25 protein-coding genes and 1 tRNA gene are annotated in these 25,535 nt (G+C 30.7%); 20 read left to right on the forward strand and 6 right to left on the reverse strand.

The genetic code is table 11. The features are described from left to right. The first annotated feature begins 448 nt into the window (after nt 1-448). The 6 genes from purH (at nt 449) to rodA (ending at nt 7,557) form a co-directional block, all read left to right on the forward strand. Nucleotides 449-1,975 (forward strand): bifunctional phosphoribosylaminoimidazolecarboxamide formyltransferase/IMP cyclohydrolase, encoded by a 1,527-nt coding sequence (gene purH / locus LPB136_RS07615; protein ID WP_072555618.1) that lies wholly within the window; start codon nt 449-451, stop codon nt 1,973-1,975. A 75-nt stretch (nt 1,976-2,050) separates the two neighbouring features. Further along, complete coding sequence (locus LPB136_RS07620; protein WP_072555620.1) at nt 2,051-3,079, forward strand: rod shape-determining protein; 1,029 nt, start codon at nt 2,051-2,053, stop codon at nt 3,077-3,079. Between the two features lie 12 nt (nt 3,080-3,091). Then, nucleotides 3,092-3,913 carry a rod shape-determining protein MreC gene (gene mreC, locus LPB136_RS07625; RefSeq protein ID WP_072555622.1) on the forward strand — a complete coding sequence of 274 codons (822 nt, stop codon included), beginning with the start codon at nt 3,092-3,094 and terminating at the stop codon, nt 3,911-3,913. Next, a complete protein-coding gene (mreD, locus tag LPB136_RS07630; RefSeq protein ID WP_072555624.1) occupies nt 3,906-4,412 on the forward strand; it encodes a rod shape-determining protein MreD in 507 nt (168 codons plus the stop codon). Before mreC ends, mreD begins: the two co-directional genes overlap by 8 nt. Beyond that, nucleotides 4,413-6,299 carry a penicillin-binding protein 2 gene (mrdA, locus tag LPB136_RS07635; RefSeq protein ID WP_072555626.1) on the forward strand — a complete coding sequence of 629 codons (1,887 nt, stop codon included), beginning with the start codon at nt 4,413-4,415 and terminating at the stop codon, nt 6,297-6,299. After that, nucleotides 6,280-7,557, forward strand: coding sequence for a rod shape-determining protein RodA (gene rodA, locus LPB136_RS07640; protein WP_072555628.1), 1,278 nt, complete (start codon nt 6,280-6,282; stop codon nt 7,555-7,557). Before mrdA ends, rodA begins: the two co-directional genes overlap by 20 nt. 252 nt (nt 7,558-7,809) lie before the next feature. On the opposite strand, the gene rpsT is transcribed toward rodA, so the two are convergent. The 3 genes from rpsT to proS form a co-directional block, all read right to left on the reverse strand. Then, nucleotides 7,810-8,061: a 30S ribosomal protein S20 gene (gene rpsT, locus LPB136_RS07645; protein WP_072555630.1), complete on the reverse strand. Its 252-nt coding sequence runs from the start codon at nt 8,059-8,061 to the stop codon at nt 7,810-7,812. 36 nt (nt 8,062-8,097) lie between these two features. After that, nucleotides 8,098-8,169 (reverse strand) — tRNA-Glu (locus LPB136_RS07650). A 164-nt stretch (nt 8,170-8,333) separates the two neighbouring features. Continuing rightward, nucleotides 8,334-9,812 (reverse strand): proline--tRNA ligase, encoded by a 1,479-nt coding sequence (gene proS / locus LPB136_RS07655; protein ID WP_072555632.1) that lies wholly within the window; start codon nt 9,810-9,812, stop codon nt 8,334-8,336. A gap of 184 nt (nt 9,813-9,996) precedes the next feature. Here proS and LPB136_RS07660 point away from each other — a divergent pair, with 184 nt between their 5' ends. The 5 genes from LPB136_RS07660 (at nt 9,997) to porT (ending at nt 15,134) form a co-directional block, all read left to right on the forward strand. Beyond that, entirely contained in the window at nt 9,997-11,151 is a 1,155-nt protein-coding gene (locus LPB136_RS07660; protein ID WP_158009620.1) for a hypothetical protein, read from the forward strand. 51 nt (nt 11,152-11,202) lie between these two features. Continuing rightward, complete coding sequence (locus tag LPB136_RS07665) at nt 11,203-12,588, forward strand: OmpP1/FadL family transporter (RefSeq protein ID WP_072555636.1); 1,386 nt, start codon at nt 11,203-11,205, stop codon at nt 12,586-12,588. A 140-nt stretch (nt 12,589-12,728) separates the two neighbouring features. Next, the gene (locus LPB136_RS07670) at nt 12,729-13,628 is read left to right on the forward strand and encodes a NifU family protein (RefSeq protein ID WP_072555638.1); all 900 of its coding nucleotides are present in this window, start codon (nt 12,729-12,731) and stop codon (nt 13,626-13,628) included. Nucleotides 13,629-13,694: 66 nt separating this feature from the next. Then, the gene (gene ubiE / locus LPB136_RS07675) at nt 13,695-14,423 is read left to right on the forward strand and encodes a bifunctional demethylmenaquinone methyltransferase/2-methoxy-6-polyprenyl-1,4-benzoquinol methylase UbiE (RefSeq protein WP_072555640.1); all 729 of its coding nucleotides are present in this window, start codon (nt 13,695-13,697) and stop codon (nt 14,421-14,423) included. A gap of 3 nt (nt 14,424-14,426) precedes the next feature. Further along, nucleotides 14,427-15,134: a type IX secretion/gliding motility protein PorT/SprT gene (porT, locus tag LPB136_RS07680; protein ID WP_072555642.1), complete on the forward strand. Its 708-nt coding sequence runs from the start codon at nt 14,427-14,429 to the stop codon at nt 15,132-15,134. 275 nt (nt 15,135-15,409) lie between these two features. Here porT and LPB136_RS07685 read toward each other — a convergent pair whose 3' ends face one another. Genes LPB136_RS07685 through LPB136_RS07695 form a run of 3 tightly spaced genes read right to left on the reverse strand, consistent with a single transcriptional unit; the run spans nt 15,410 to nt 17,040 of the window. After that, on the reverse strand, nt 15,410-16,240 hold the full coding sequence (locus LPB136_RS07685; protein WP_072555644.1) for a mechanosensitive ion channel family protein: 831 nt from the start codon (nt 16,238-16,240) through the stop codon (nt 15,410-15,412). Nucleotides 16,241-16,276: 36 nt separating this feature from the next. Continuing rightward, on the reverse strand, nt 16,277-16,465 hold the full coding sequence (locus LPB136_RS07690) for a hypothetical protein (protein WP_072555646.1): 189 nt from the start codon (nt 16,463-16,465) through the stop codon (nt 16,277-16,279). A gap of 2 nt (nt 16,466-16,467) precedes the next feature. Next, nucleotides 16,468-17,040, reverse strand: a complete 573-nt coding sequence (locus tag LPB136_RS07695) for an RNA polymerase sigma factor (RefSeq protein ID WP_072555648.1) — start codon at nt 17,038-17,040, stop codon at nt 16,468-16,470. A gap of 205 nt (nt 17,041-17,245) precedes the next feature. Between LPB136_RS07695 and LPB136_RS07700 the strand changes: the two genes are divergently transcribed. The 9 genes from LPB136_RS07700 (at nt 17,246) to LPB136_RS07740 (ending at nt 25,529) form a co-directional block, all read left to right on the forward strand. After that, nucleotides 17,246-18,109: a sigma-70 family RNA polymerase sigma factor gene (locus tag LPB136_RS07700; protein ID WP_072555650.1), complete on the forward strand. Its 864-nt coding sequence runs from the start codon at nt 17,246-17,248 to the stop codon at nt 18,107-18,109. 249 nt (nt 18,110-18,358) lie between these two features. Continuing rightward, nucleotides 18,359-19,015 carry a ribulose-phosphate 3-epimerase gene (gene rpe, locus LPB136_RS07705; protein ID WP_072555652.1) on the forward strand — a complete coding sequence of 219 codons (657 nt, stop codon included), beginning with the start codon at nt 18,359-18,361 and terminating at the stop codon, nt 19,013-19,015. Between the two features lie 12 nt (nt 19,016-19,027). Beyond that, on the forward strand, nt 19,028-19,660 hold the full coding sequence (locus LPB136_RS07710) for a Crp/Fnr family transcriptional regulator (protein WP_072555654.1): 633 nt from the start codon (nt 19,028-19,030) through the stop codon (nt 19,658-19,660). A 2-nt stretch (nt 19,661-19,662) separates the two neighbouring features. After that, nucleotides 19,663-20,256 carry a methyltransferase domain-containing protein gene (locus tag LPB136_RS07715; RefSeq protein WP_072556950.1) on the forward strand — a complete coding sequence of 198 codons (594 nt, stop codon included), beginning with the start codon at nt 19,663-19,665 and terminating at the stop codon, nt 20,254-20,256. A gap of 59 nt (nt 20,257-20,315) precedes the next feature. Further along, nucleotides 20,316-21,647 carry a cytochrome ubiquinol oxidase subunit I gene (locus LPB136_RS07720; RefSeq protein ID WP_072555656.1) on the forward strand — a complete coding sequence of 444 codons (1,332 nt, stop codon included), beginning with the start codon at nt 20,316-20,318 and terminating at the stop codon, nt 21,645-21,647. Between the two features lie 3 nt (nt 21,648-21,650). Beyond that, nucleotides 21,651-22,724 (forward strand): cytochrome d ubiquinol oxidase subunit II, encoded by a 1,074-nt coding sequence (gene cydB / locus LPB136_RS07725; protein ID WP_072555658.1) that lies wholly within the window; start codon nt 21,651-21,653, stop codon nt 22,722-22,724. A gap of 11 nt (nt 22,725-22,735) precedes the next feature. Further along, a complete protein-coding gene (locus tag LPB136_RS07730; protein ID WP_072555660.1) occupies nt 22,736-23,044 on the forward strand; it encodes a hypothetical protein in 309 nt (102 codons plus the stop codon). 95 nt (nt 23,045-23,139) lie between these two features. Next, nucleotides 23,140-24,444: a TolC family protein gene (locus tag LPB136_RS07735; RefSeq protein ID WP_072555662.1), complete on the forward strand. Its 1,305-nt coding sequence runs from the start codon at nt 23,140-23,142 to the stop codon at nt 24,442-24,444. 8 nt (nt 24,445-24,452) lie between these two features. Next, a complete protein-coding gene (locus LPB136_RS07740) occupies nt 24,453-25,529 on the forward strand; it encodes an efflux RND transporter periplasmic adaptor subunit (protein WP_072555664.1) in 1,077 nt (358 codons plus the stop codon). The last annotated feature ends 6 nt before the right edge of the window (nt 25,530-25,535 follow it).

Below are 25,535 nucleotides of genomic sequence, written 5' to 3' on the forward strand. Positions count from 1 at the left end.
AACTAATTACTTGCTTTATAATTATTTTTTATTTAAGTTTGTTGAACATATTAATCAAATTATTAATTCATCAATCCCTTCAATATGAATAATAAAAACCAAACAACCTATTCAGCAATAGGTACAAGCACTTCGCATTACCAAGAAAAACCTACTATACTTAGAAAAGTAGTCAAATGGCTCTATAATTTTATCGAAAAAGCAGAATAATATTTTTTTCAAAAAAATCCCCCCGAAATGAAAAAACAAACAATTTTAAAAAAGTTGATTTCCAACTTTTACAAGAAACCCAACAAACAACCTAAAGACTACAATATGTTATTGTCTGATTTTAAACAAAAAATGACGGCTAAATAATTGTTAATTACTACACCTTTTTGTGAGTATCTTTTTATTGCTATACCGTTAAGGTTTTAGTAGCTTTGCTTGCTTAACAACACAACACTAAATGAGCACTGCAAAAACAATTAAATCCGCATTAATTTCGGTATTTCACAAAGATGGCTTAGCGCCAATTGTACAAAAACTAAACGAATTAAACGTAACAATTTACTCTACTGGAGGAACAGAGAAATTCATTAAAGAATTAGGTATAGACGTTGTTCCTGTTGATGAAGTTACTTCTTACCCTTCTATTTTAGGAGGAAGAGTTAAAACTTTACACCCAAAAGTTTTTGGAGGAATTTTAAACAGACAAGATAACGAAAGTGATATTGCTGAATTAGCAGAATATCAAATTCCACAAATAGATTTAGTTATTGTTGACTTATATCCATTTGAAAAAACTGTAGCTTCTGGAGCACCTGAACAAGATATCGTTGAAAAAATTGATATCGGTGGAATTTCTTTAATTAGAGCTTCAGCAAAAAACTTTAAAGATACTTTTACTGTTTCTTCAATGGATCAATATGAAGAGTTCTTAAGTATTCTTTCAGAAAACAACGGAACAACTTCAATTGAACAAAGGAAGAAATTTGCTGCAAAATCTTTTAATATCTCATCTCATTACGATACTGCTATTTTTAATTATTTTAATGAAGATGAAGTAGTTTTTAAAGCAAGCGAAACAATCTCTAAAACGCTACGCTATGGAGAAAACCCACATCAAAAAGGGTATTTCTTTGGTGATTTAGATGCAATGTTCGACAAATTGCATGGTAAAGAATTAAGCTACAACAATCTTTTAGACGTAGATGCAGCTGTTAATTTAATGGCCGAATTTAAAGGAGAAGCGCCTACTTTTGCTATTTTAAAACACAACAACGCTTGTGGTTTTGCCCAAAGAGAAACGATACACCAAGCTTATGTAGATGCTTTAGCTGGTGATCCGGTTTCTGCCTTCGGCGGAATATTAATTGCCAACACTACTATTGATAAAGACACTGCTGAAGAAATTCACAAGTTATTTTGCGAGGTTGTAATAGCACCAAGTTATACTGATGACGCTTTAGTTGCCTTAAAAGGAAAAAAGAACAGAGTTATTTTAATTCAGAAAGAAGTAACATTACCAACTCAAACAGTTAGAACTTGCTTAAACGGTAACTTAGTTCAAGATAAAGACTTTATAACTGATAAATTAGAAGATTTATCTTATCCAACTAACAATAAACCTTCAGAAAGTGAGTTAGAAGACTTATTGTTTGCTTCTAAACTATGTAAAAACACCAAGTCTAATACTATTATTTTAGTAAAAAACAAACAATTATTAGCTGGAGGAACTGGTCAAACAAGTAGAGTTGATGCTTTAAAACAAGCCATTGAAAAAGCTACTTCTTTTAATTTTGATTTAAATGGAGCTGTTATGGCAAGTGATGCTTTTTTCCCATTTCCAGACTGTGTAGAAATTGCAGATAATGCCGGTATAAAAAGTGTGATACAACCTGGTGGATCTATAAAAGATGAACTAAGTATTAACTATTGTAACGAAAATAATGTTTCTATGGTTTTTACAGGTGTAAGACATTTTAAACATTAACAATAACAAGTTAAAACAACACATTTTTTTAGTAAATTTGTGAGATTACAATAATAAAAGAAACAAAGATATTTTATGGGTTTTTTCGATTTTATGACAGAAGACATTGCTATTGATTTAGGAACTGCAAATACACTAATTATCCACAATGGAAAAGTAGTTATTGATAGCCCTTCAATAGTAGCAAGGAATAGAACTACTGGAAAAATTATTGCAATTGGTAAAGAAGCCAATTTAATGCAAGGAAAAACCCATGAAAATATTAAAACAATTAGACCCTTAAAAGATGGTGTAATTGCAGATTTTCAGGCTTCTGAAGAAATGATAAAGGAATTTGTAAAACAAATTCCAGCAATAAAAAAGAAGCTTTTCCCACCTTCATTACGTATGGTAATTTGTATTCCTTCAGGAATTACAGAAGTTGAAAAACGTGCAGTAATAGATTCTGCTCGTCATATGAACGCCAAAGAAATTTATTTAATCTACGAACCAATGGCTGCAGCTATTGGAGTTGGTGTAGACATCATGGAACCAAAAGGTAACATGATTATTGATATAGGTGGAGGAACAACAGAAATTGCAGTAATTGCACTTGCTGGTATTGTTTGTGATCAATCTGTAAAAGTAGCAGGAGATTTATTTACAAGTGACATTATGTATTACATGCGTACTCAACATAACTTACACGTTGGAGAAACTACTGCAGAAAAAATTAAAATAACAATTGGTGCAGCAACTGAAGACTTAGAAACCCCTCCAGAAGACATGTTAGTTCAAGGTAGAGATTTACTAAGCGGCAAACCAAAACAAGTACAGGTTTCTTATAGAGAGATAGCAAAAGCTTTAGACAAGTCTATCTTACGTATAGAAGACGCAGTAATGGAAACATTATCAAAAACTCCTCCGGAATTGGCTGCGGATATTTACAATACAGGTATCTATTTAGCTGGAGGTGGATCTATGTTAAGAGGTTTAGACAAACGTCTTTCTAGAAAAACAGACTTACCTGTTTATGTAGCAGAAGATCCTTTACGTGCTGTAGTTAGAGGTACAGGAATGGCTCTTAAAGATTTAGAAAAATACAAGAACGTTTTGATTAAATAAAAAATATAATTCATGCAACAGCTTATTTATTTCTTTCAGAAATATAAATATTTTTTATTTTTTTTGCTGTTAGAATTTATTGCTTTTGCTTTAATTATTAACAACAATAGCTTTCATAAAAGTAAATTTGTAAGCTCTACAAATGGAATTACTGGAGGGCTTTTAAACACATCGTCAGAAATTTCAGACTATTTTAATTTAGAAACACAAAACAAAGCTTTAGCTGAAGAAAATATTCGATTAAAAAACTTACTTGAACAAGTACACGTCTCTTCAGATAGTCTTTTAGAAACAACAGTTGTAGACTCCGTAAAATACAATCAGCATTTTACTAATATAAATGCCAAAATAACCGCTAACCAATATAGTAGCTCAAATAATTTTTTAACCATTAATCGAGGATTAAAACACGGAATTACAACAGAAATGGCTGTAATTAATGGAAAAGGAATTATTGGAATTACAGAAAATGTTGGTAATGGACACTCAAGAATTCAATCTATATTAAATAGACACAGTAAGATTAATGCACGTTTTAAAAATAACAACTATTTTGGAACGTTAGAATGGGACGGAAAAGATTACAAGATTGTTCAATTAAAAGATATACCAAGGCAAGCAATTTCTAAAATTGGTGACACAATTATAACTGGTGGAATGTCTACAATTTTCCCCGAAGGAATACTTATTGGAACCATAATTAACATTCCTGAAAAGCACACTGCTTCTAACACACTAGATATTCAATTATTTAATGACATGAGTAATTTAAATCAAGTTTATGTAGTGAAAAATTTATATAAAAAAGAGCTCCAAAATTTAAGTAATGAATAAAACAGTTTACATCTCTCTATTGTTTATTTTCTTACTTTTTTTACAAGTATTTATATTAAACAACATTCTTTATTTAGGATATGTAAACCCATACCTATACATTGCTTTTGTTTTTTTATATCCACTTCGCGAAAACAGATTTCCCTTTTTAGTTTTAGCATTTTTATTAGGGCTGTTTGTGGATTTTTTTTCAAACTCTGGAGGCGTACATGCCTTTTCAATAGTTCTTATAGCCTACTTTAGAATTTATTTAATCCATTCTATTTTTAAAAAGAATGCACAAGATTATCAGCTATTTAACTTAAAATTAGAATCTTTTGGCAATGTTTTTAATTTCATCGCAATTTTAACAATACTTCATCATTTTATATTGTTTACTTTAATTAACTTTAGCTTTCAAAACTTTACACACATAATTTTAAACACTGTTTTATCAAGTGTTTTTACACTAATTTTATTCTTCTTAGGAAATTATATTTTTAGCTCAAAACAACAATAAATGAAAAGAAGTTATTTATTAATTTTCTTAATACTACTTATTGGAATAATCTTTATTGGAAGACTTTTTCAATTACAAATTATTGATGGATCAAACTATAATCCTACTAAAAACTCTGCTGTAAAAATTGTTTATGACTACCCAGAAAGAGGACATGTTTTTGACCGCAATGGAAAACTAATAGTTGCCAACCAACTTTCTTACGATGTAATGGTAACACCAAAAGATGTAGAACCTTTAGATACTTTAGAGTTTTGTTCTTTTTTAAAAATTGATACAGAAGACTTTAAAAGACGTTTTGCAAAAGCTGAAAAATATGCACGCTGGCTACCATCAGTATTTTTAAAACAACTTTCTAAAGAAGACTTTGCTTTTCTTCAAGAAAAATTACACAAATACAAGGGTTTCTATATTCAGAAAAGAATAATTAGAAATTACCCGGAAAAATCAGCAGCCAACGTAGTTGGATATATTAGTGAAGTTAACGAATACACTGCTAGAAATAGTGATGATTATGAACAAGGGGAATTAATTGGTTCTTGGGGAGTTGAAAAACAATATGAAAAAATATTGCGCGGAATAAAAGGTAAAAAACACTTAAAGAGAAATAATCTTAATAAAATTATAGGTTCTTTTAAAAATGGACTATACGATACAACAGCTTTAGCAGGTAAAGACCTAACACTAACCATAGATAGTGATTTACAAAAATATGGTGAATTATTAATGGCTGGAAAAAGAGGTGGAATTGTTGCAATTGAACCTTCAAGTGGTGAAATACTTGCATTAATAACCGCACCAAGTTACGATCCCAATTTAATGGTAGGTAGAAAACGTAAAAAACAATCCAGTATATTATTTAACGATTCTATTAACAAACCAATGATAGATAGAGGTCTGCAAGCAAGTTACGCTCCTGGTTCACCTTTTAAAATGATCAATGGATTAATTGGACTACAGGAAAATGTAGTTGATGAAAATTTTCATGTGTTCTGTAAAAATGGTTACAGATACGGACGTAGAAAAAACGCTTTTATGGGTTGCCATTGTGGTATTCATGGACGACCAATTAAACTTAAAACAGCTATTGCAAAATCTTGTAACACTTATTTTGCCACAACCTACAGAAAAATTATTGATAAATATGAAACTTCCGCTGAAGGAATGGACGCTTGGGCAAACCATGCAAAAAGCTTCGGCCTAGGTGATTTTTTAGGATATGATTTACCTTCCGGACAGAAAGGTAGGATTCCTGACGGCAAATATTATAGTGATAATTATGATTTTAGATGGGGAGCTACAACAACTATTTCTAACTCAATTGGTCAAGGTGAAGTGGAAACAACACCAATTCAATTAGCAAATGTTACAGCAGCAATTGCAAATAGAGGCTACTTTTACACACCACATATTGTTAAAAAAATTGATGGTGAAAATATTGATAATGAAAATTATACCGTCCCAAAAAAAACAACTATAGACTCTCAACACTTTACCCCAGTTGTGGAAGCAATGTATGAAGTTTTTAAAACGGGTACCGGTAAATACTGTCAAGTAAAAGGGATAGAAATCTGTGGAAAAACGGGGACAGTTGAAAATTTTATAAGAATTGATGGGAAGAAAACTCAGTTAGATGACCATTCAATTTTTATGGCATTTGCACCTAGAGAAAACCCACAAATTGCATTAGCAATCTTTGTGGAAAATGGTGGTTATGGTTCAACAATTGCTGCACCAATTACAAGTTTAATGATTGAAAAGTATTTAAACGGTAAAATATCAAAAGCAACAAAGTACAGAGAAACTAAAATGTTTAACACTAGTTTACAGAAAATATATAATAAACAAATTCAAAAACCAGATTCTCTTGCGTCAGGAACGAAATAACATATTTTTAGGCTTAGATTGGATACTTGTTGCTTTATACGCTACACTAGTTATTTTTGGCTGGATGAATATTTATGCCGCTTCTACAACTCCAGAAAATAATGAGCTATTAGATTTTTCAACAAAATATGGAAAACAACTAATTTTTATTATTCTATCTATTCCGCTAATTATTTTAATCTTATTTCTAAACTCTAAATTTTATGAGCGCTTTTCTAGTGTTCTATATATATTCTCTTTAATATTACTCGCAGGTTTATTTCTCTTCGGAAAGAATATAAATGGAGCTACTTCTTGGTATAACTTTGGCAGTATTGGTTTACAACCCTCTGAGTTTGCAAAAGCGTTTACAGCTTTAGCTGTTGCTAAATTATTAAGTGACAGAAATTACAACTTAAAACTTATAAAAAACCAAATAAAAGCATTTATAGTAATCTTTACTCCTGCTTTCTTAATTGCATTACAACCAGATATGGGTTCTGTACTTATCTATTTGGCTTTCTTTTTTGTTTTTAACAGAGAAGGTCTAACATTAAATTATATTATTTTTGGAGCAATTACAGTACTTTTATTTTTACTAACAATATACTTTGGTGCACTTTGGGTTTTAATAATTTCTTTCCTATTAATAACTGCATATACCATTTATGCCATTTATAGAGATAAACGTTTTTTACGTTTCAATTGGCCTAAAATAGTTGGCTTATATACTGCTGTTGGTTTATTTATTATAGCTTTTGGATTTATTTTTAATAATGTATTTAAACAACACCATAGGGATCGTTTTGATGTTCTTTTGGGAAAAAAAATAGATATTAAAAGAATTGGATACAATTCTCACCAAGCGGAATTAACAATTAGTTCTGGAGGTTTTTTAGGTAAAGGATATTTACAAGGAGATAGAACTCAAGGAAATTTTGTTCCAGAACAACATACAGATTATATTTTTAGTACTGTTGGAGAAGAATGGGGCTTTTTAGGAAGTAGTCTTGTAATTATTCTTTTTGTTGTTTTACTTTATCGAGTAATCTACTTATCCGAAACAACAACAAATAAATTTGGGCGAATTTACGGCTACGGCGTGGCTTCCATTATATTCTTTCACCTTTTAGTTAATGTTGGTATGGTTATAGGATTGTTTCCAACTGTTGGTATTCCGCTGCCTTTTTTTAGTTACGGAGGTTCTTCTCTTTGGGGTTTTACAGTGTTACTTTTTATCTTTATAAGATTGGATGCTCATAAGAAATACGATTGGTAGGTAAAAAACCACATAGAAACATAGTTCACATAGAAGTTATGAAAACATATATACCTACAGGGTTTCTAAAGCCTTGCAGGATTCACAATAGTTAGCAAACTAGTTTAGCCCTGATTGAACGGTTTGTTTGAGCTCTTTTGTGAAGAATGAACAAAAAGCGAGTAGTGAAAGCAGGAAATAGCTTAAACAAAAACAAAAAAACGCTCTGAAAAATCAGAGCGTTTTTTAATAAGAAAAATTCTTATTAATTTTTTATAAAGCTGCTACTTGCTTAGTCAATTTAGACTTTAAGTTAGCTGCTTTATTCTTATGAATAATGTTATTCTTTGCTAATTTGTCTAACATAGAAATAACTTTAGTTAACATCCCTTCAGCTTCTTTCTTATCTGAAGATGCACGTAAGTCTCTTACAGCATTACGTGTAGTTTTATGCTGATATTTGTTACGTAATCTCTTAGCTTCGTTACTTCTAATCCTCTTTAATGCTGACTTGTGATTTGCCATCTTACTTTTTTCTTATTTAGTTTATATAAAACTTTGTAGTCCGTACGGGAATCGAACCCGTGTTACATGGATGAAAACCATGCGTCCTAACCCCTAGACGAACGGACCAGTAGCAATCAATCTTATCGATTGCGGGTGCAAATATACAACGTTTTTCAACATTTGCAATAATTTTTTAAAAAAAAATCATTTTTTTTTTTAGATCCCTGTTTTCACGGGAATGTCAGTTTTAATTAAAGCCTAAAAACAAAGTCTTTAGAGACTCTTTTCAATTAATATGCTTTAGCAAATAAAACTCTTTTTGAAGACGGCTTTCCTGAATAAATACAGGATCCGGACTCTTCTTTTGCGTCATTAGGGATACACCTAATTGTAGCTTTTGTAAGCTCTTTTATCTTATCTTCTGTCTCTTCAGAACCATCCCAATGCGCAGAAACAAAACCTCCTTTAGTTTCTATTACTTCTTTAAACTCATCAAAAGTTGTTACTTCTGTAGTATGTTGCTCTCTATAAGAAAGTGCTTTATTGAATAAGTTCTCTTGAATTTCTTCTAAAAGTACTGCAACAAAATCTACTACTTCATCTTGAGAAATAGTTTGTTTTTCTAATGTATCTCTACGAGCTACCTCTACAGTGTTATTTTCTAAATCTCTATTACCAATTGCAATTCTAACTGGAACTCCTTTTAACTCATATTCTGCAAACTTTGCTCCTGGTCTATAAGTGTCTCTATCATCAAATTTTACAGAGATTCCTTTAGCCTTTAATTCTTTTACAAAAACATTAACTTTCTCAGAAATAGCGGCTAATTGCTCTTCTCCTTTATATATAGGAACAATTGCTACTTGAATTGGCGCTAACTTTGGAGGCAGAACCAATCCTAAATCATCTGAATGCGTCATTATTAAACCACCAATTAAACGTGTTGAAACTCCCCAAGAAGTTGCCCAAACGTATTCTTGCTTACCTTCTTTAGAAGTATATTTAACATCAAATGCTTTGGCAAAATTTTGTCCTAAAAAGTGAGAAGTACCTGCTTGCAATGCTTTACCATCTTGCATTAAAGCTTCAATTGTATAGGTCTCATCTGCTCCTGCAAAACGTTCACTCTCTGTCTTTGCTCCTTTTACAACTGGCATTGCCATAAAGTTTTCTGCAAAGGTTGCATACACTTCTTGCATTTGCTTAGATTCTGAAATAGCTTCTTCTTTTGTTGTATGTGCTGTATGTCCTTCTTGCCATAAAAACTCTGCCGTTCTTAAAAATAAACGTGTACGCATTTCCCAACGAAACACATTTGCCCATTGATTTATTAACAATGGTAAATCTCTGTGAGATTGAACCCATCCTTTAAATGTATTCCATATAATTGCTTCAGAAGTTGGACGAATAACTAACTCTTCCTCTAACTTTGCTTTTGGATCTACACGTAGTTTCCCTTCTTTTTCCGGATCGTTTTGTAAACGATAATGAGTTACAACCGCACACTCTTTTGCAAAACCTTCTGCATTTTTTTCTTCAGCTTCAAACAAACTTTTAGGCACTAAAAGTGGAAAATAAGCATTTTGATGCCCTGTTTCTTTAAACATTTTATCTAATTCCGCTTTCATATTCTCCCAAATAGCATAGCCATAAGGTTTAATAACCATACAACCACGTACAGCAGAATTTTCAGCTAAATCAGCTTTTACAACTAGTTCATTATACCATTTCGAATAATCTTCGGAACGCTTTGTCAATTTTTTACTCATAATCAGAAGTTTGGCACAAAACTTGCTACCTAAATAAATGTAATTTGTGTTTGCAAAATTGTGATTTTTATTAAAATCGAAACAAAACTACACTAAAAAAGGTAAGTTGCCTAACAGTTAGTTTTAATTTTGTAAATTATCGATTCAAAAAGAATAAGAGAAAAAACCTTAAATACTAGAAAACATGAAGTTACATTACGCCAACACCAAACTTCCACTTTATATGTTATCATTTTTAATGCTAACAACTTTAATTTCTTGCGGAACTGCGCAAACTGTAACTAATAGCGAAGATGGTATCTACGCTGATAGTAATTCTGAAACTGAAGGAAGAAGAGTTATTATTGCAGATCAAAAAGAATATAGAGAATACAACGACAATTATTTTACAAAGGAGTTACAACGTTTAGATGAATTAAACGGTTCTGATATTATAACAGATATTGATAGCTATAAATCTTATGGCGATGAAGATGAGGAATATGAAGAAGAAATATACGAAGATGATTCTCAAACTAGAATAACTTATAATGAACCTTGGGGTTATGACAATGCAGATGTTGTTATAAATATTAATACCGGTTTTGGCTACAACTCATATTGGGGTTCACCTTTCTACGGTTATGGATATGGATGGAACCGCTGGAATAGATGGAATCGTTGGAATAGATGGGGATATAACTCATGGCACCCTTATCATTATGGAGGTTATTGGAATACTGGATTTTATGGTGGCGGATATGCTTACTACGGAAACCCTTATTATACTCCATACAGATATGGAAACTACTACAGAAATGGAAATTACTACAGAAACACTCGTAGAGGAGCAAATTCTTACAGAGGAAGATATAGTGTAGCATCTAATTCTCGAAGAGGATACGCTAACAATAGAAGAGTAAATACCAAAACTAGAAACTCTCGTTCTGCTAGAAATGGAAGAACTGTTAATTCTACAAGGTCTAAAAGAACTATAAGACAATATAATAGTAACGGTAAAATACGCTCTACAAGAAGCACACGCAATACAAGAGGAGTCAAACCAGTAAGAAGTACACGTACTAATAGAACTGGAGGAGTAAAAAACACTAGAAATACAAAATCTACTAGAAACGTAAGAAGTACAACTCCTAAAAGAAGCACAAAGAGATATTCTCAAAACTCTAAATCTACTCGTTCTTCTAGAAGCTATACTCCAAGTAGATCTTCTTCATCAAGAAATGCGTCTAGAAGCTCATCAAGAAGTTCTTCTTCTAGGAGTACTAGCAGTAGAAGCTCATCTTCAAGAAGTTCAGGAAACAGAAGTTCTTCCTCTAGAAGTAGCAGAGGAAGAAAATAATATATTCTTAACCAATCTTTATAAAGTTAAGTAAAACGAATTAGCAAAAACATGAAAAGAATTTTAACATTCGCGGCAATTGTCGCTACAACTTTCACGTCCTATTCTCAATCTTTAGGTTATAATGATTTAGGAATTTTATTTGGACAAGACAACAATTATGGAACCTCTAGATTTAACGCAATGAGCGGTGCTTTTGGAGCATTAGGAGGAGACGTTTCTTCTATAGGAATAAATCCAGCAGGTGCTGCGGTTGCAAACAATAGTATGTTTTCTGTAACATTGGGAAACAAAAATAATGATGTAAATGCAAGTTATTACGGCACCACATTTAATACAGAAGAGGACTATTTTAATATCTCACAAGCAGGTGGAATACTAGTTTTTGACACAAACTCAAACTCTGGGTGGAGTAATTTTGCATTATCTTTTAATTACAGGTTAAAAAATAATTTTGAAAATTATTTTGGTGTAGACGGAAATAACGGAGAAGCTTACTATAATGTACACCCTAATGACAATGCTAATCCTCAAACAGAATTTAACAACGCACAAGAACAACGTTTTGAAAACTATTTAAATGGAGAATCCAGTGTGTTTACAATGGGATTTTCTGCTGCACATGAAAATAAATTATTTGTTGGGGCATCGGTTAATATACATGATATTAGGTTTGGACAAACAACTCAGTTAAATGAAATTAACCAAGACGGTGACGGAAACACTTTAGATGCTTTTAACGAACAGATTACCACTATTGAAGCAAATGGTTTTTCTCTTGGATTAGGTTTCATATACAAGTTACACCAAAACTTTAGAATTGGTTTAGCCTACGAAACACCAACTTGGTACAACGAAGTATTAGAAGATTCTAACATTATTCCATTCAATGAGAACTACCCAGATTACATTGGATATATGGATATTGAATCTGAACAACATGGTATATATAATGATGATGATTTTGAATATTTTGAATTAAATTCATTTCAATTAAGAACACCAAGCAAACTTACTGCAAGTAGCGCTATAATCTTTGACAAACAAGGTTTAATCAGTTTAGATTACACATATCGAAACTATTCTAACACTAAATTTACAAGTAATGGTTTTAATGATGAAAACCAAGGTTTCTCAACAGACTATAGAGCAACACACGCAGTAAACGTTGGTACAGAATGGCGTTTTGACAGAATGAGTTTACGCGCTGGTTATCATTACGAACAGAACCCTTTAAAAGATGCCTTAGATAGCGATAACAAAAAAGGATACTCAGCTGGTTTAGGATATAACTTTGGTAAATTTAAATTTGATTTAGCTTATAGAAATTCTGGTGTAAACGCTCCATATTCAATCTACAATAGCGCAACAGTTAGTCCAATAGAATTAAATACAAACAACACAAGAATTACAGGTACACTAACCTTTAATTTATAGAAAGAATAAAAAGTAAAAAAAATCCCGCAATAGCGGGATTTTTTTATTACTAAAAGTCAGTTTTTTACCGTAATTTTGCAACTCCTTTTGCATTATAAAATGCATATAATAAATTTAGCTGATTTCAGTTTTCCTTAAAGATGAAAGACATTAAAATAACAATACAAGAAACCAATAACAATGCAATTATTAAATTTGTAAGTAATTCAATTTTAATAAACGGCGGTAGTTATGAGTTTACCAATATAGACGAGGCAAAAAACTCGCCTTTAGCACAACAATTATTTTATTTACCATTTGTAAAAAAAATATTTGTTACAGCTAACTTTATAGCAATTCAACGTTTTGACATTGTAGAATGGAGTGACGTACAAGAAGAAGTACGAGAACAAGTTGAAACGTATTTACAAGAAGGTAATACAGTAATAAAAGAAGAAAGAACAAACAAAAAAGAGGCAATTGAAGTGTATGCAGAAGTTACTCCAAATCCTTCAGTAATGAAATTTGGAACAAACAAAGCACTTACACAAACTGATGTTGAATTTAAGAATATTGATGAAGCAAGTAAGTCTTCTCCTCTAGCACAAGCATTATTTGTTTTTCCGTTTGTTAAAGAAGTATTTATTTCTGACAATTATGTTTCTATTTCTAAATATGATATGGTGGAATGGAATGAAGTTTACGGAGAAGTAAGAACTTTTATTAGAGAATATTTACAAGAAGGTAAAACCATTTTAAAAGAACTTCCAAAACAAGACGAATCAAAAAAAGAAATTATAGTTTCTAAAGAAGATTTATCTGAAACATCAGCCAAGATAATTGATATTTTAGATGAATACATTAAACCTGCTGTTGCTTCTGATGGTGGAAACATTGCATTTCAATCTTATAATGAAGAGAGTAAACGTGTAAGCGTAATTTTACAAGGAGCTTGTAGCGGTTGTCCATCTTCTACCATTACTTTAAAAAATGGAATTGAAACCATGTTAAAAGAAATGTTACCAAATAAAATTAACGAAGTAGTTGCAATAAATGGGTAATTCCGTTGGCAGTAAACAGTTTTCAGTTTACTGTAATATTGAATTTCAAAATAAAATAAACCTTGAATGAGTAAATTGGTAAAACCTTATAAAGATTCTGACTTAGGAAAAAAAGAGCAAGTTGCTAAAATGTTTGATAACATTTCTGAAAATTACGATGGCTTAAACCGTGTAATTTCTTTAGGAATAGATGTTAGCTGGCGTAAAAAAGTAGTGAAATTGGTTGGAGAAAATAATCCAAAACAAATTTTAGATATCGCAACAGGAACTGGAGATTTAGCTATGATGATGGCAGCATTAAATCCAGATCGTATTGTTGGTTTAGATATTTCTGCCGGAATGCTAGAAGTTGGTAAACAAAAAATAGCAAAAGCAAATCTTTCAAGCAAAATAGAAATGATTGTTGGAGACAGTGAAAACATGCCTTTTAAAGACAATACTTTCGACGCAATTACGGTTTCTTTTGGTGTAAGAAACTTTGAAAACTTAGACAAAGGTTTAACCGAAATAAATAGAGTTTTAAAACCTAATGGAAAATTGGTGATTTTAGAAACCTCTAATCCAACTAAATTTCCATTTAAACAAGGTTATAAATTATACACAAATATCGTTTTGCCAGTAATTGGGAAAATCTTCTCTAGAGACAAAGTAGCCTATTCTTATTTATCTGAAAGTGCAAATCATTTTCCTTTTGGAAAAGCCTTCAACAATATTTTACAAAAAAATGGGTTTAGTAATACGAAAGATATTCCTGTAACTTTTGGAGTTGCATCAATTTATACAGCCACAAAATAACCAATGAAGAAACAATTTATAATTTTCGGTTTTTTACTTTTGATAATAGGCAATGTTTTTGCTCAAAGAGATAGAATAGAGAACTTACCTAGTTTTGATAAACCTCGTTTTCATTACGGATTTTACTTAGGACTTAACAGAAACGACTTTAAATTAGACTATAGACCTAACTCTTCCACCAATAACCCACACGTTATTATTGAACCATCTATTGGTTTTAATGTTGGTCTTATTGCAGATTACAGACTTCATAAGAACATTAATCTACGTTTTGAGCCAGGATTAATGACTAATACAAAAACCATAACTTTTAATCATGTTGTAGGTACGGATGCTCAAAGAGTAAGAGAGGAAGTTGGCTCAACGTTTTTACACATGCCTGTAATTTTAAAATTTAGCACGGACAGATTAGATAATGTTAGACCTTATATTTTAGGCGGATTATCTTTTGACCATAACTTTTCTAGTAATGAAGATCAACAAGACGATAATACTAGTGGAGAATTTAGAATGAAATCTAGTAATTTCATGTATGAAGTTGGTATTGGAATCGATATTTATTTACAATACTTTAAATTTTCACCATCAATTCGTGGTGTATTTGCAATTACAGACGAATTAAAATACGATGACACAAGTCCAAGTCAATGGACAGACCCAATAAACTACATGGGAACGCGAGGCGTATTTTTACACTTTGCATTTGAATAATAAAAAAAAGGTTGCCATTTGGCAACCTTTTTAATTTTCTAAAGTATTAGAAAAATCCCTGAAAATATCACTTTTTCACTTTCTACCTTCTTCTTCTTATTCATAGCTATTTATTAGACCCAATAAAAATAATTAGGTCACATAAAAAAGAAAGACTGCAATTAAGCAGCCTTTCTAAAAGATAGGAGTTTCCCCCAAAACTTTTGCCCTATCTTTTTTCTATATATATTAAGACACGGCTATATTATATAAAGTCACAATAAAATTGTTTTTTTTTAATCTAAAACTTCAACCTTACTATCCACAACGTCTTTAATCGGTATAACCACCTTACCTTCAGAAGTTAACAAAACCAAGCAAATATTATCAATACTTATAATAACACCTTCGGTATCGTTAGTTTTTATCTTTTTTCCAATTTCTAAGTTCTTACGAGTATAATATCCAAACAACAAACGCTCAACAGCACCTCTAGAACCCAATCCAAATGCTATTGTAAATGCAGCTAGAATAGAACCAATTATAAGTGTTAAATTACTTTTAATTACAGATGTATCAATACCTGCTTGATCTAATGCTGTAATTGATAAAAATATTACTATTAAATAAAAAGCAATGTTCCCAACTAAGTTTCCTCCAGAAATCTCTAAAGATTTAAACATAGAAGTTATCGCTTTTTTTACCATTGTACCTAAATACGCACCTGCTACAAAAATTGCTAAAGCTGTTAGTAACCTTGGAAGATATGCAAAGAAGCTACTAATACCATTAGAAACAGTATCCATACCAAATATACCAGCACCAGCCATTACAAATATTAAAATAAGAAACCATTTTAGTACACCTAAAATTACATTGGTTAACATTACATTAATAGTTGTATCTCCAAAAATTTCAGTCTCACTTAATTTTTCTGACCATTTATCAATATTTGTTTTTGCTAAAGCTTTACGGATTATATATAAAAATACTTTAATAAAAATCCATGAAACAATTATAAAACCAATAAAACCAGCTACTGTTGGTAGAGATTCTACAAGTTTGTCAAAAATTTCTTTAAAAGGACCTATAATATCAATTTTTAAGTTTAGTAATAAGCTCTTCATAATAATTGGTTTTGGTTAATTATATTAATGTTATGGTTAGTTTTCTTTTGAATTTGATTTTTCTCCACCAGACAATAGATCACCTATTGTACTAGGATATTTAACCACAAATAAATCGGCTAAATCTAGGGTAAGTTTTATCATGCCAATATCATTTAATACTTTTTCTTTAAGTATCTGTGGCACTTCTTCGTTATGTAGTATTTTTTTAAACGGATTTTCCATACTTACAATTCTTCATACTTTTTAACTACTCGTTCCTTAGCTCTTTTAATACGCATTTTAACTGCGCTAGAGCCCAATTCTAAAGATTCCTGAATTTCTTGAATACTCATATCATCTTGATACTTCATCAATAAAATCATTTTATCTTGTGGATCTATTAACGCCATAGCCTTTGCTAATTTATCTGATTTTAACTCAAATAATGTGGCATCATCAATTTCGTTCTCATTTATATCTTCATCTTTAATAACATCAGTTACAACAGTAACTTTTTCATTTTTCTTATTAGTGTTTCTTTGCACATAATTTACACAGAAATTATAAGTAAAAGAATACAACCAAGTAGAAAACTTAGATTTACCTTTAAATGAACGTAGTTTTACAAACAATCTAATAAACACATCATGTGTTAAATCTTGCGCCTCTTCTTTACTTTTAGAAAAGCCGTAACATTTATTATATACTACGCTAGAATACCTATCATATAAAACAGCAAACAAATGTGTATTATTTGTTTCTACTATTTCTTTGACAAGGTCTTCATCACTTAATGAAGTAGCATTAGTCGTTTTCAATTGTTAGTATAGTTGGTTTCAAATTTAGACACTTAAATAAGTTAAAAGTCACTTATCTAATTCATTCAGGAATCAAAATTAACACTTCTTTAATAAAAAAGATAAAAATTTAAAAAAATATTAAAACTTTTGTAACATTTACTTAAAACCTTACGTATAAGTAAATGCAGGCTATGCAATAATTAATAAATTTAGACAAAAGAATATGAGACAACTTAAGATTACCAAGCAGGTTACTAATAGAGAAACCGCGTCTTTAGATAAATATTTACAAGAAATAGGAAAGGTAGATTTAATTACTGCCGATGAAGAAGTAGAATTAGCACAAAGAATTAAAGCTGGTGATCAAAGAGCATTAGAAAAATTAACAAAAGCGAATTTACGTTTTGTGGTTTCTGTTGCAAAACAATACCAAAACCAAGGATTAACATTACCAGATTTAATTAATGAAGGTAACTTAGGTTTAATTAAAGCAGCAAAACGTTTTGATGAAACTCGTGGATTTAAATTTATCTCATACGCCGTTTGGTGGATTCGTCAATCTATCTTACAAGCCTTAGCAGAACAATCAAGAATTGTACGTTTACCGTTAAATAAAATTGGTTCAATCAATAAAATTAACAAAATGTACGCTTTCTTAGAGCAAGAAAACGAAAGACCTCCAAGTCCAGAAGAAATTGCTAAGAAATTAGACATGACAGTTAATGACGTAAAAGAATCTATGAAGAATTCTGGACGTCACGTATCTATGGATGCACCATTAATTGAAGGAGAAGACTCTAACTTATATGATGTATTAAACTCAGGAGAATCTCCAAATCCAGACAAATCTTTATTACACGAATCTTTACGTATTGAGATAAACAGAGCTTTAGAGACATTAACTCCACGTGAAGCAGACGTAGTAAAATTATACTTTGGTTTAGGTGAACACCAACCAATGACATTAGAAGAAATTGGTGAAACATTCGATTTAACTCGTGAGCGTGTTCGTCAAATTAAAGAAAAAGCAATTAGAAGATTAAAACACACTTCTCGTAGTAGAATTTTAATGACTTACCTTGGGTAATCATATTTATAAATAAAACTTTAAAAACTCTCAAATTAATTTTTGGGAGTTTTTTATTTGAAGCTATTTCCTGCTTTCACTACTCGCTTTTTTTGGTGTTTCGACTACGCCTCAACAACCAAAAAAGAGCTCAAACAAACCGTTCAATCAGGGCTAAACATATTTATTAATTTTATTGCTTCCCTTTCAATCTTGCTATACTAATTAATTATCTTTGCAACATAAAAATAACAACACAACCACAAACAAATGAGTAATTTAATTGCACCTTCAATTTTAGCGGCAGATTTTGCCAATTTACAAAGAGACATAGAAATGGTAAACAATTCTGATGCCGATTGGTTTCATATCGACATCATGGACGGCGTTTTTGTACCCAACATTTCTTTCGGGATGCCAGTTTTAAAGGCAATATCTAAACATGCCACCAAAACAATTGACGTGCATTTAATGATTGTAAATCCAGATCAATACATACAAACTTTTGCAGATTTAGGCGCAGATATTTTAACAGTACATTACGAAGCTTGTACACATTTGCATAGAACAGTTCAAGCAATAAAAGCTTCTGGAATGAAAGCTGGAGTTGCCTTAAATCCACACACACCAATTGCAGTTTTAGAAGACATTATTGCCGATTTAGACTTAGTGTGTATTATGAGTGTAAATCCAGGTTTTGGCGGACAATCATTTATAGAAAACACCTACAAAAAAGTAAGTCAATTAAAACACTTAATTGAATTTTCAGAATCTAATTGTCAAATAGAAATTGATGGCGGAGTTACTGATAAAAATGCTAACCAATTGGTAGAAGCTGGTGCAAATATTTTAGTTGCAGGAAGCTATGTCTTTAAAAGTGAAAATCCAACAGAGACAATTGCTGATCTAAAAGGATTAGTAAATTAAAACAATTTTACTTTGACAGAGGATTTAAAAACATATTACGGATATTTATTTGAAGATGCTTTATTGGATGAAATAAGCAAAATTGCTGTTCTAAAGGAATGCAAAGCACACAGTACAATTATAGACTTTGAAAGTTATATTACTTCTATACCACTATTATTAAATGGTGCTATAAAAATATTGAGAGAAGATAAAGAAGGCAACGAACTAGTGCTGTATTACTTAGAAAAAGGAGATACTTGTGCTATGACGTTATCTTGTTGTATGGGTCAAACAAAAAGTAAAATTAAAGCTATTGCAGAAACCGACGTGTCTTTATTAATGATTCCAAAGCAAAAAATGACTGACTGGCTAAGTACTTATAAAAGCTGGCAAGAATTTATATTACAAAGCTATCATAATAGATTACAAGAATTTGTAGAAGCAATAGATACCATCGCTTTTTTAAACATGGATAAACGTCTTTTTAAATATTTAAAAGACAAAGCAATGGTAAATAATAATGATGAATTAACCACAACACACAAGCAAATTTCAGACGATTTACACACTTCTAGAGTTGTAATCTCTAGACTTCTTAAAAAATTAGAAAACGAAGGTAAAATTCAACTTTTTAGAAATAGCATTAAAGTTTTAGAACTGTAATGATACACTTATCAGCAGATTTTTGGAATAACAAATATAAAGACAATAAAACAGGTTGGGATTTAGGCGCAATTTCTCCGCCTTTAAAGGCCTATTTTGATCAATTAGAAAATAAAAAAACTAAAATTTTAATTCCTGGCGGAGGAAATTCTTATGAAGCAGAATACCTGTTTAAAAACGGATTTAAAAATGTTTTTGTAATAGATTTATCAAAAATTGCTTTAGAAAATATTAAAACTAGAATTCCTCAATTTCCAGATTCTCAATTATTACATGCCAACTTTTTTGATTTAAATACTACCTTTGATTTAGTAATAGAACAAACTTTTTTTTGTGCTATAAATCCTAATTTAAGACCAAAATATGCTTCTAAAATGCATTCTGTTTTAAAGTCGAAAGGAAAATTAGTTGGTTTACTTTTTGATGCAATACTAAACGATGATCATCCGCCTTTTGGTGGAAATAAAAAAGAATATCTTTCTTATTTTGAACCTTATTTTTCAATTAATAAAATGGAACCTTGTTATAATTCTTATCATAATAGGCAAGGAAAAGAGTTGTTTTGTTATGCTTCAGAAAAAATAATTTTTAAGTAATAAAGGTTACATAAAAATTGTTATTTACTTCGTATTTTTATAGTCGATAAAAATACCATATGGAAGACATGATCTTTTACGATAGATTGCAATTCGCATTTACTATCACATTTCACTATATATTTCCGCAATTGACAATGGGTTTGTCACTAATTATTGTTTATTTTAAATGGAAATATTTAAGAAACAATAACGAAAAGTACAACAATGCCGCAAAATTTTTTATGAAGATTTTTGCCGTTAATTTTACAATGGGTGTTGTAACAGGAATTCCAATGGAATTTCAATTTGGTACCAATTGGGCAAAGTTTTCTGAATTAACAGGCGGAATTATCGGTCAGACTTTAGCCATGGAAGGCATGTTTTCATTCTTTTTAGAATCATCCTTTTTAGCACTCTTTATTTTTGGTGAAAAATTAATGGGACAAAAACTCCATTTTTTAACTGGTTTTTTAGTCTTTTTAGGTTCTTGGGCAAGTGGTTGGTTTATTTTAGCTACTAATGCTTGGATGCAACATCCTGTTGGTTATGAGATTTTAGAAAACGGGAAATTTGTGTTAGAAAACTTTTCGGAATTATTTTCAAATCCTTGGTTATTACCTGCCTTTTTACACAATCAAATGGCCTCTGTTGTAACATCTTCTTTTGTAGTTGCAAGTATTGGAGCTTTTTATATTATTAGAAAAAAACAAGTAGAATATGGAAAATTATTCTTAAAAACAGGCGTAATTTTCGGTTTAATTTCTAGTCTCTTAGTGGCTTTTCCTACAGGAGATTGGAATGCTAAAAATGTAGCAAAATATCAACCAGCTACTTTCGCTGCTATGGAAGGAATTTTTGAAACTGAAGAAGCAGGAGCAGAAATTGTTTTAATTGGGCAACCTAATATGGTAGAAAAAAAGTTAGACAATAAAATTGCGGTTCCTAATATATTAAGCTTTTTAACCCACCAAGATTGGAATCAGCAAATACCAGGAATGGATCAATTTAAAGAAGAAGAATTGCCAGATAATATACCTGCTTTATATTATTCTTATCACATAATGGTTGGTTTAGGTACCATATTTATAGGTGTAATGGTTTTGGCGCTTTTCCTTTTATGGAGAAAAAAATTATACACTTTTAAACCATTACTTTGGTTTATTATGTTTTTAGTTCCGTTTCCTTACATTGCTAATATTACAGGTTGGTATACCGCAGAATTAGGAAGACAACCTTATTTAGTTTATGGTTTATTAAAAACAAGCGATGGAGTTTCTCCTACAGTTTCATCTGGTAACACTTTATTTACCTTACTTGGTTTTGTGGCCTTATATATGCTGTTAGGTTTGCTATTTTTAGTATTAGTAGGTAAAACAATTAACGAAGGTCCAAAACTTCAAAAACATTAAACTATGGAAATATTTTGGTATATAATTATAGCATTTGTATTAGCAGTATTTTTTATTTTAGATGGATATGATTTTGGAACAGGAATCGTCCATTTATTTTTCGCTAAAAAAGAAAAAGACAAGCAGGTAATTGCAAAATCTGCCGGTTTATTTTGGGATTCTAATGAGGTATGGTTAGTTGCTGCTGGCGGAATGCTTTTTATGGCTTTTCCAACATTTTATGCTTCAGTTTTTAGTGGTTTTTATTTGCCTTTAATACTAGTTTTATGGTTAATTATTTTTAGAGCAATCGGATTAGAATTTAGAAATCAATTTAATTACCAAATGTGGAAAGATATTTGGGATACTTCTTTTGGAGTTTCTAGTTTGTTGTTAGCTTTATTTTTTGGTATTGCTTTAGGAAATATTATCAGAGGCGTAAATCTAGGAGGTGTAGAAAATGGTGTTTCTGCTTACGAAGGACATTATTTTTTCTTGCCATTATGGAATAGTAGCTTTAGTCCGTTAACAGAACATCCAGGAGTTATTGATTGGTTTACAATTATAATTGGCTTAATAGCTGTTGTTACTTTAACTATTCATGGTGCCAATTGGGTCATTCTTAAAACAAATTCTTCCATTAATTTAAAACTAAAAGGAGTTATTTTTAAATTGAATATCGCCTTGGCTATTCTTACCTTTTTGTCGTTATCCGTTTGGCAAATTGTAAATCCTAATTCTTTAAATAATTTTGTTGACAAACCGTATCTATTAATATTTCCTCTTATTTATTTAACAGGACTAGTAGGATTGTTTTTTATTAAAAAAATAAAAAAAGATTATGTGGCTTTTTTATTGTCAACTTTATTAATTTTAGGCGGAATTACATCTTCTTTAGCATCTATATTTCCTGTAATATTACCTTCAATTAATGATTTAAATGAATCATTAACCATTTACAATACTTCAACATCAGACTATGGTTTATCTGTAGCTTTTATCTGGGGAATTATTGGTCTTATACTGCTTGTAATTTACGCTATTATTCAAAAAAGATTGTTAGGTGGAAAGGTTGATGATATGGATTATGGACATTAAACAACACTGTAATGACAGAAACATTAATTTCATTAATTAGTATTTTTATAGGAATAGTTGGCGCAATTAGTGTTGGTTTTTTCACAAAGAAATACTCGTTTGGTATTATTGGAAATACAATTGCAGGTGTTTTTGGGTGCATATTTATAATAAAGGCTTTTGGCAGATTAGGTTTTAATCCACAATCAATAATGGAAAACGGAATATTTCATAAATGGCTATTTGTGTTAAACTGTATTTTATCCTTTTTAGGAGGAATGTTAGGACTCATTCTTCTTAAAAAAATGTATTTAAAAATGAATAAAAAAACGGTTAACTAGCTACTTCTTTAAATACAATTCTCTTTTCTTGTAACATAGGTTACAAACCAATGTTTATTCTCAACTTACCTTTGTATCAGATAATTGAATGATACATGAAAAATCCACTATTTATACTTTTTCTGTTTTTAGGAACATTGTTTTTACAAGCGCAAGAGATAAAACCAATTTCTAAAAAAGCAGTTTTAAAACAAGTTTCTGAAAAAAATACAAGTATTAAAATTTCTGAACAAGAGTTTAATGTAGCAAAAGCAGATTACAAACAAACAAATGCGGTGTTTTTACCGAACATTACAGCAAGTCATACAGGAATTTCAACTACAAATCCGTTAATGGCTTTTGGCTCTAAATTGAATCAAGAAATTTTAACACAAAACGATTTTAATCCAGCATTGTTAAATGACCCAACAACTACTAGAAATTTTGCAACTAAGATTGAAATTCAACAACCACTAATTAATTTAGATGGTATTTATCAACGTAAAGCCGCTAAATCTAAAATGGAAGCTATGTCTTTAAAAACTGAACGCACACAAGATTTTATGACGTTTGAAGTAGAAAAAGCATACATGCAATTACAATTAGCTTACAAAGCAGTAGCTGTTTTAGAAAAAGCCTTAGAAGCAGCAAATGCAAATAAAAAATTAGCAGATAATAGTTTTAAACAAGGCTACCTCCAACGAGCTGATGTATTGAATGTGGAAGTACGCGTTACTGAAGTTCAAAATCAATTACAAACAGCAAAAAGCAATGTGCAAAATGCTTCTAATTATTTATCGTTTTTAATGAATGATAAAACTTATGTTGTTTACAAACCAACAGATAAATTAATGATTTCTACTTTTAGTATTGAAGATAAAATGGTGTCTGAAAATCGTTCGGATATTAAAGCAATGCAATTAGCTTCAAACGCTTATGAAGCGATGAATAAATCAGATAAAATGGCGTTTTTACCAAAATTAAATGCTTTTGGAAGTTATGAAATGTATGACAACAAAATATTTCAAGGAAGTGCAAATGGATATTTAATTGGAGCTCAACTAAGTTGGGACATTTTCCAAGGCTCTAAACGTTTTGGAAAAGTCCAGAAAAGTAAAGCGGAATTTGAAAAATCTAAATTAGAATACAAGCAATATGTATCTAAAAGTAATTTAGAATTGAATAAAGCAAAACGTGCTTTTTTAGATGCCGAAAACAAACTAAAATTAAACACTTTAGCTTTAGAACAATCTAAAGAATCTTTAAGAATTAGAACTAATAGATTTAAAGAAGGTCTAGAAAAAACGTCTGATTTACTAATAGCCGAAACAAAATATGCGCAAAAGCAATTAGAATATTATCAAACCATTTTTGAATACAATTACTCACAAGCGTACTTACAATTTTTAACTAAAGAATAATTTTTAAGATGAAAAATATATATACAATTCTAACACTTTCTGTAGCTCTTTTATTAGCAAGTTGTGGAAGCGAAGACAAAAAACCAGTTGTAGATAATTCACCAGCAATTGCTGTAAAAGTGAGACCAGTAGCTGCAAATAGTAATAGTCCGTTTTTAAGCGTAAGCGGAAAAATTCAAGCAAGTAACAGTGCCGATTTAAGTACCAGAATGATGGGCTATGTAAATAAAGTACATGTAAATGTTGGTGATAAAGTACGTAAAGGACAATTATTAGTTTCTATTAACAATAGTGATTTACAAGCTAAAAGAGCACAAATAAATGCAGGAATAACAGAAGCAACAGCTGCTTATAATAATGCACAAAAAGATTATAATCGTTTTAAAAACTTGTTTGCAGATAACAGTGCATCACAAAAAGAAATGGATGATATGATTGCAAATTTTGAAATGGCAAAAGCACGAGTTGAATCTGCAAACCAAATGAAAAACGAAATCAACGCACAATTTGCATACAGTAATATTACAGCGCCTTTTAGTGGAATAGTAACGAGTAAAAATGTAGAAGCTGGTAATATGGCAAATCCAGGAGTGCCTTTAATAAGTATAGAAACACCAGGTAATTTTGAAGTGATGGCAATGATTCCTGAAACAGAAATTTCTGAAATCAAAAAAGGAACAACTGTAGATGTACTAGTAAAATCTATTAACAAAACCATAAAAGGAAAAGTTACAGAGGTAAGTACTTCTGCTAAAAATACAGGCGGACAATATTTAGTGAAAATAGATTTAGACAAAACGGAAGCTAAAATTCTGTCTGGAATGTTTACAACAGTTCAGTTTCCTGTAGAAAGAAAAGCAAAATCAACATTAGTTTTAATTCCAACAGAAGCAATTATTACTAATGGACAATTATCTGGAGTGTATACACCAAGTCAAAGTAATACAGCATTATTACGCTGGTTACGTTTGGGTAGAACTTTTGGAAATCAAGTAGAAGTATTATCTGGTTTAAATGCAGATGAAGCATACATTGTTTCTGCTGAAGGAAAACTATTTAATGGCGTTAAAATTTCAATTCAATAATTAAAA

Origin of the sequence: Tenacibaculum todarodis, from assembly GCF_001889045.1 — a bacterium.
In the GTDB taxonomy this organism is placed as follows: domain Bacteria; phylum Bacteroidota; class Bacteroidia; order Flavobacteriales; family Flavobacteriaceae; genus Polaribacter; species Polaribacter todarodis.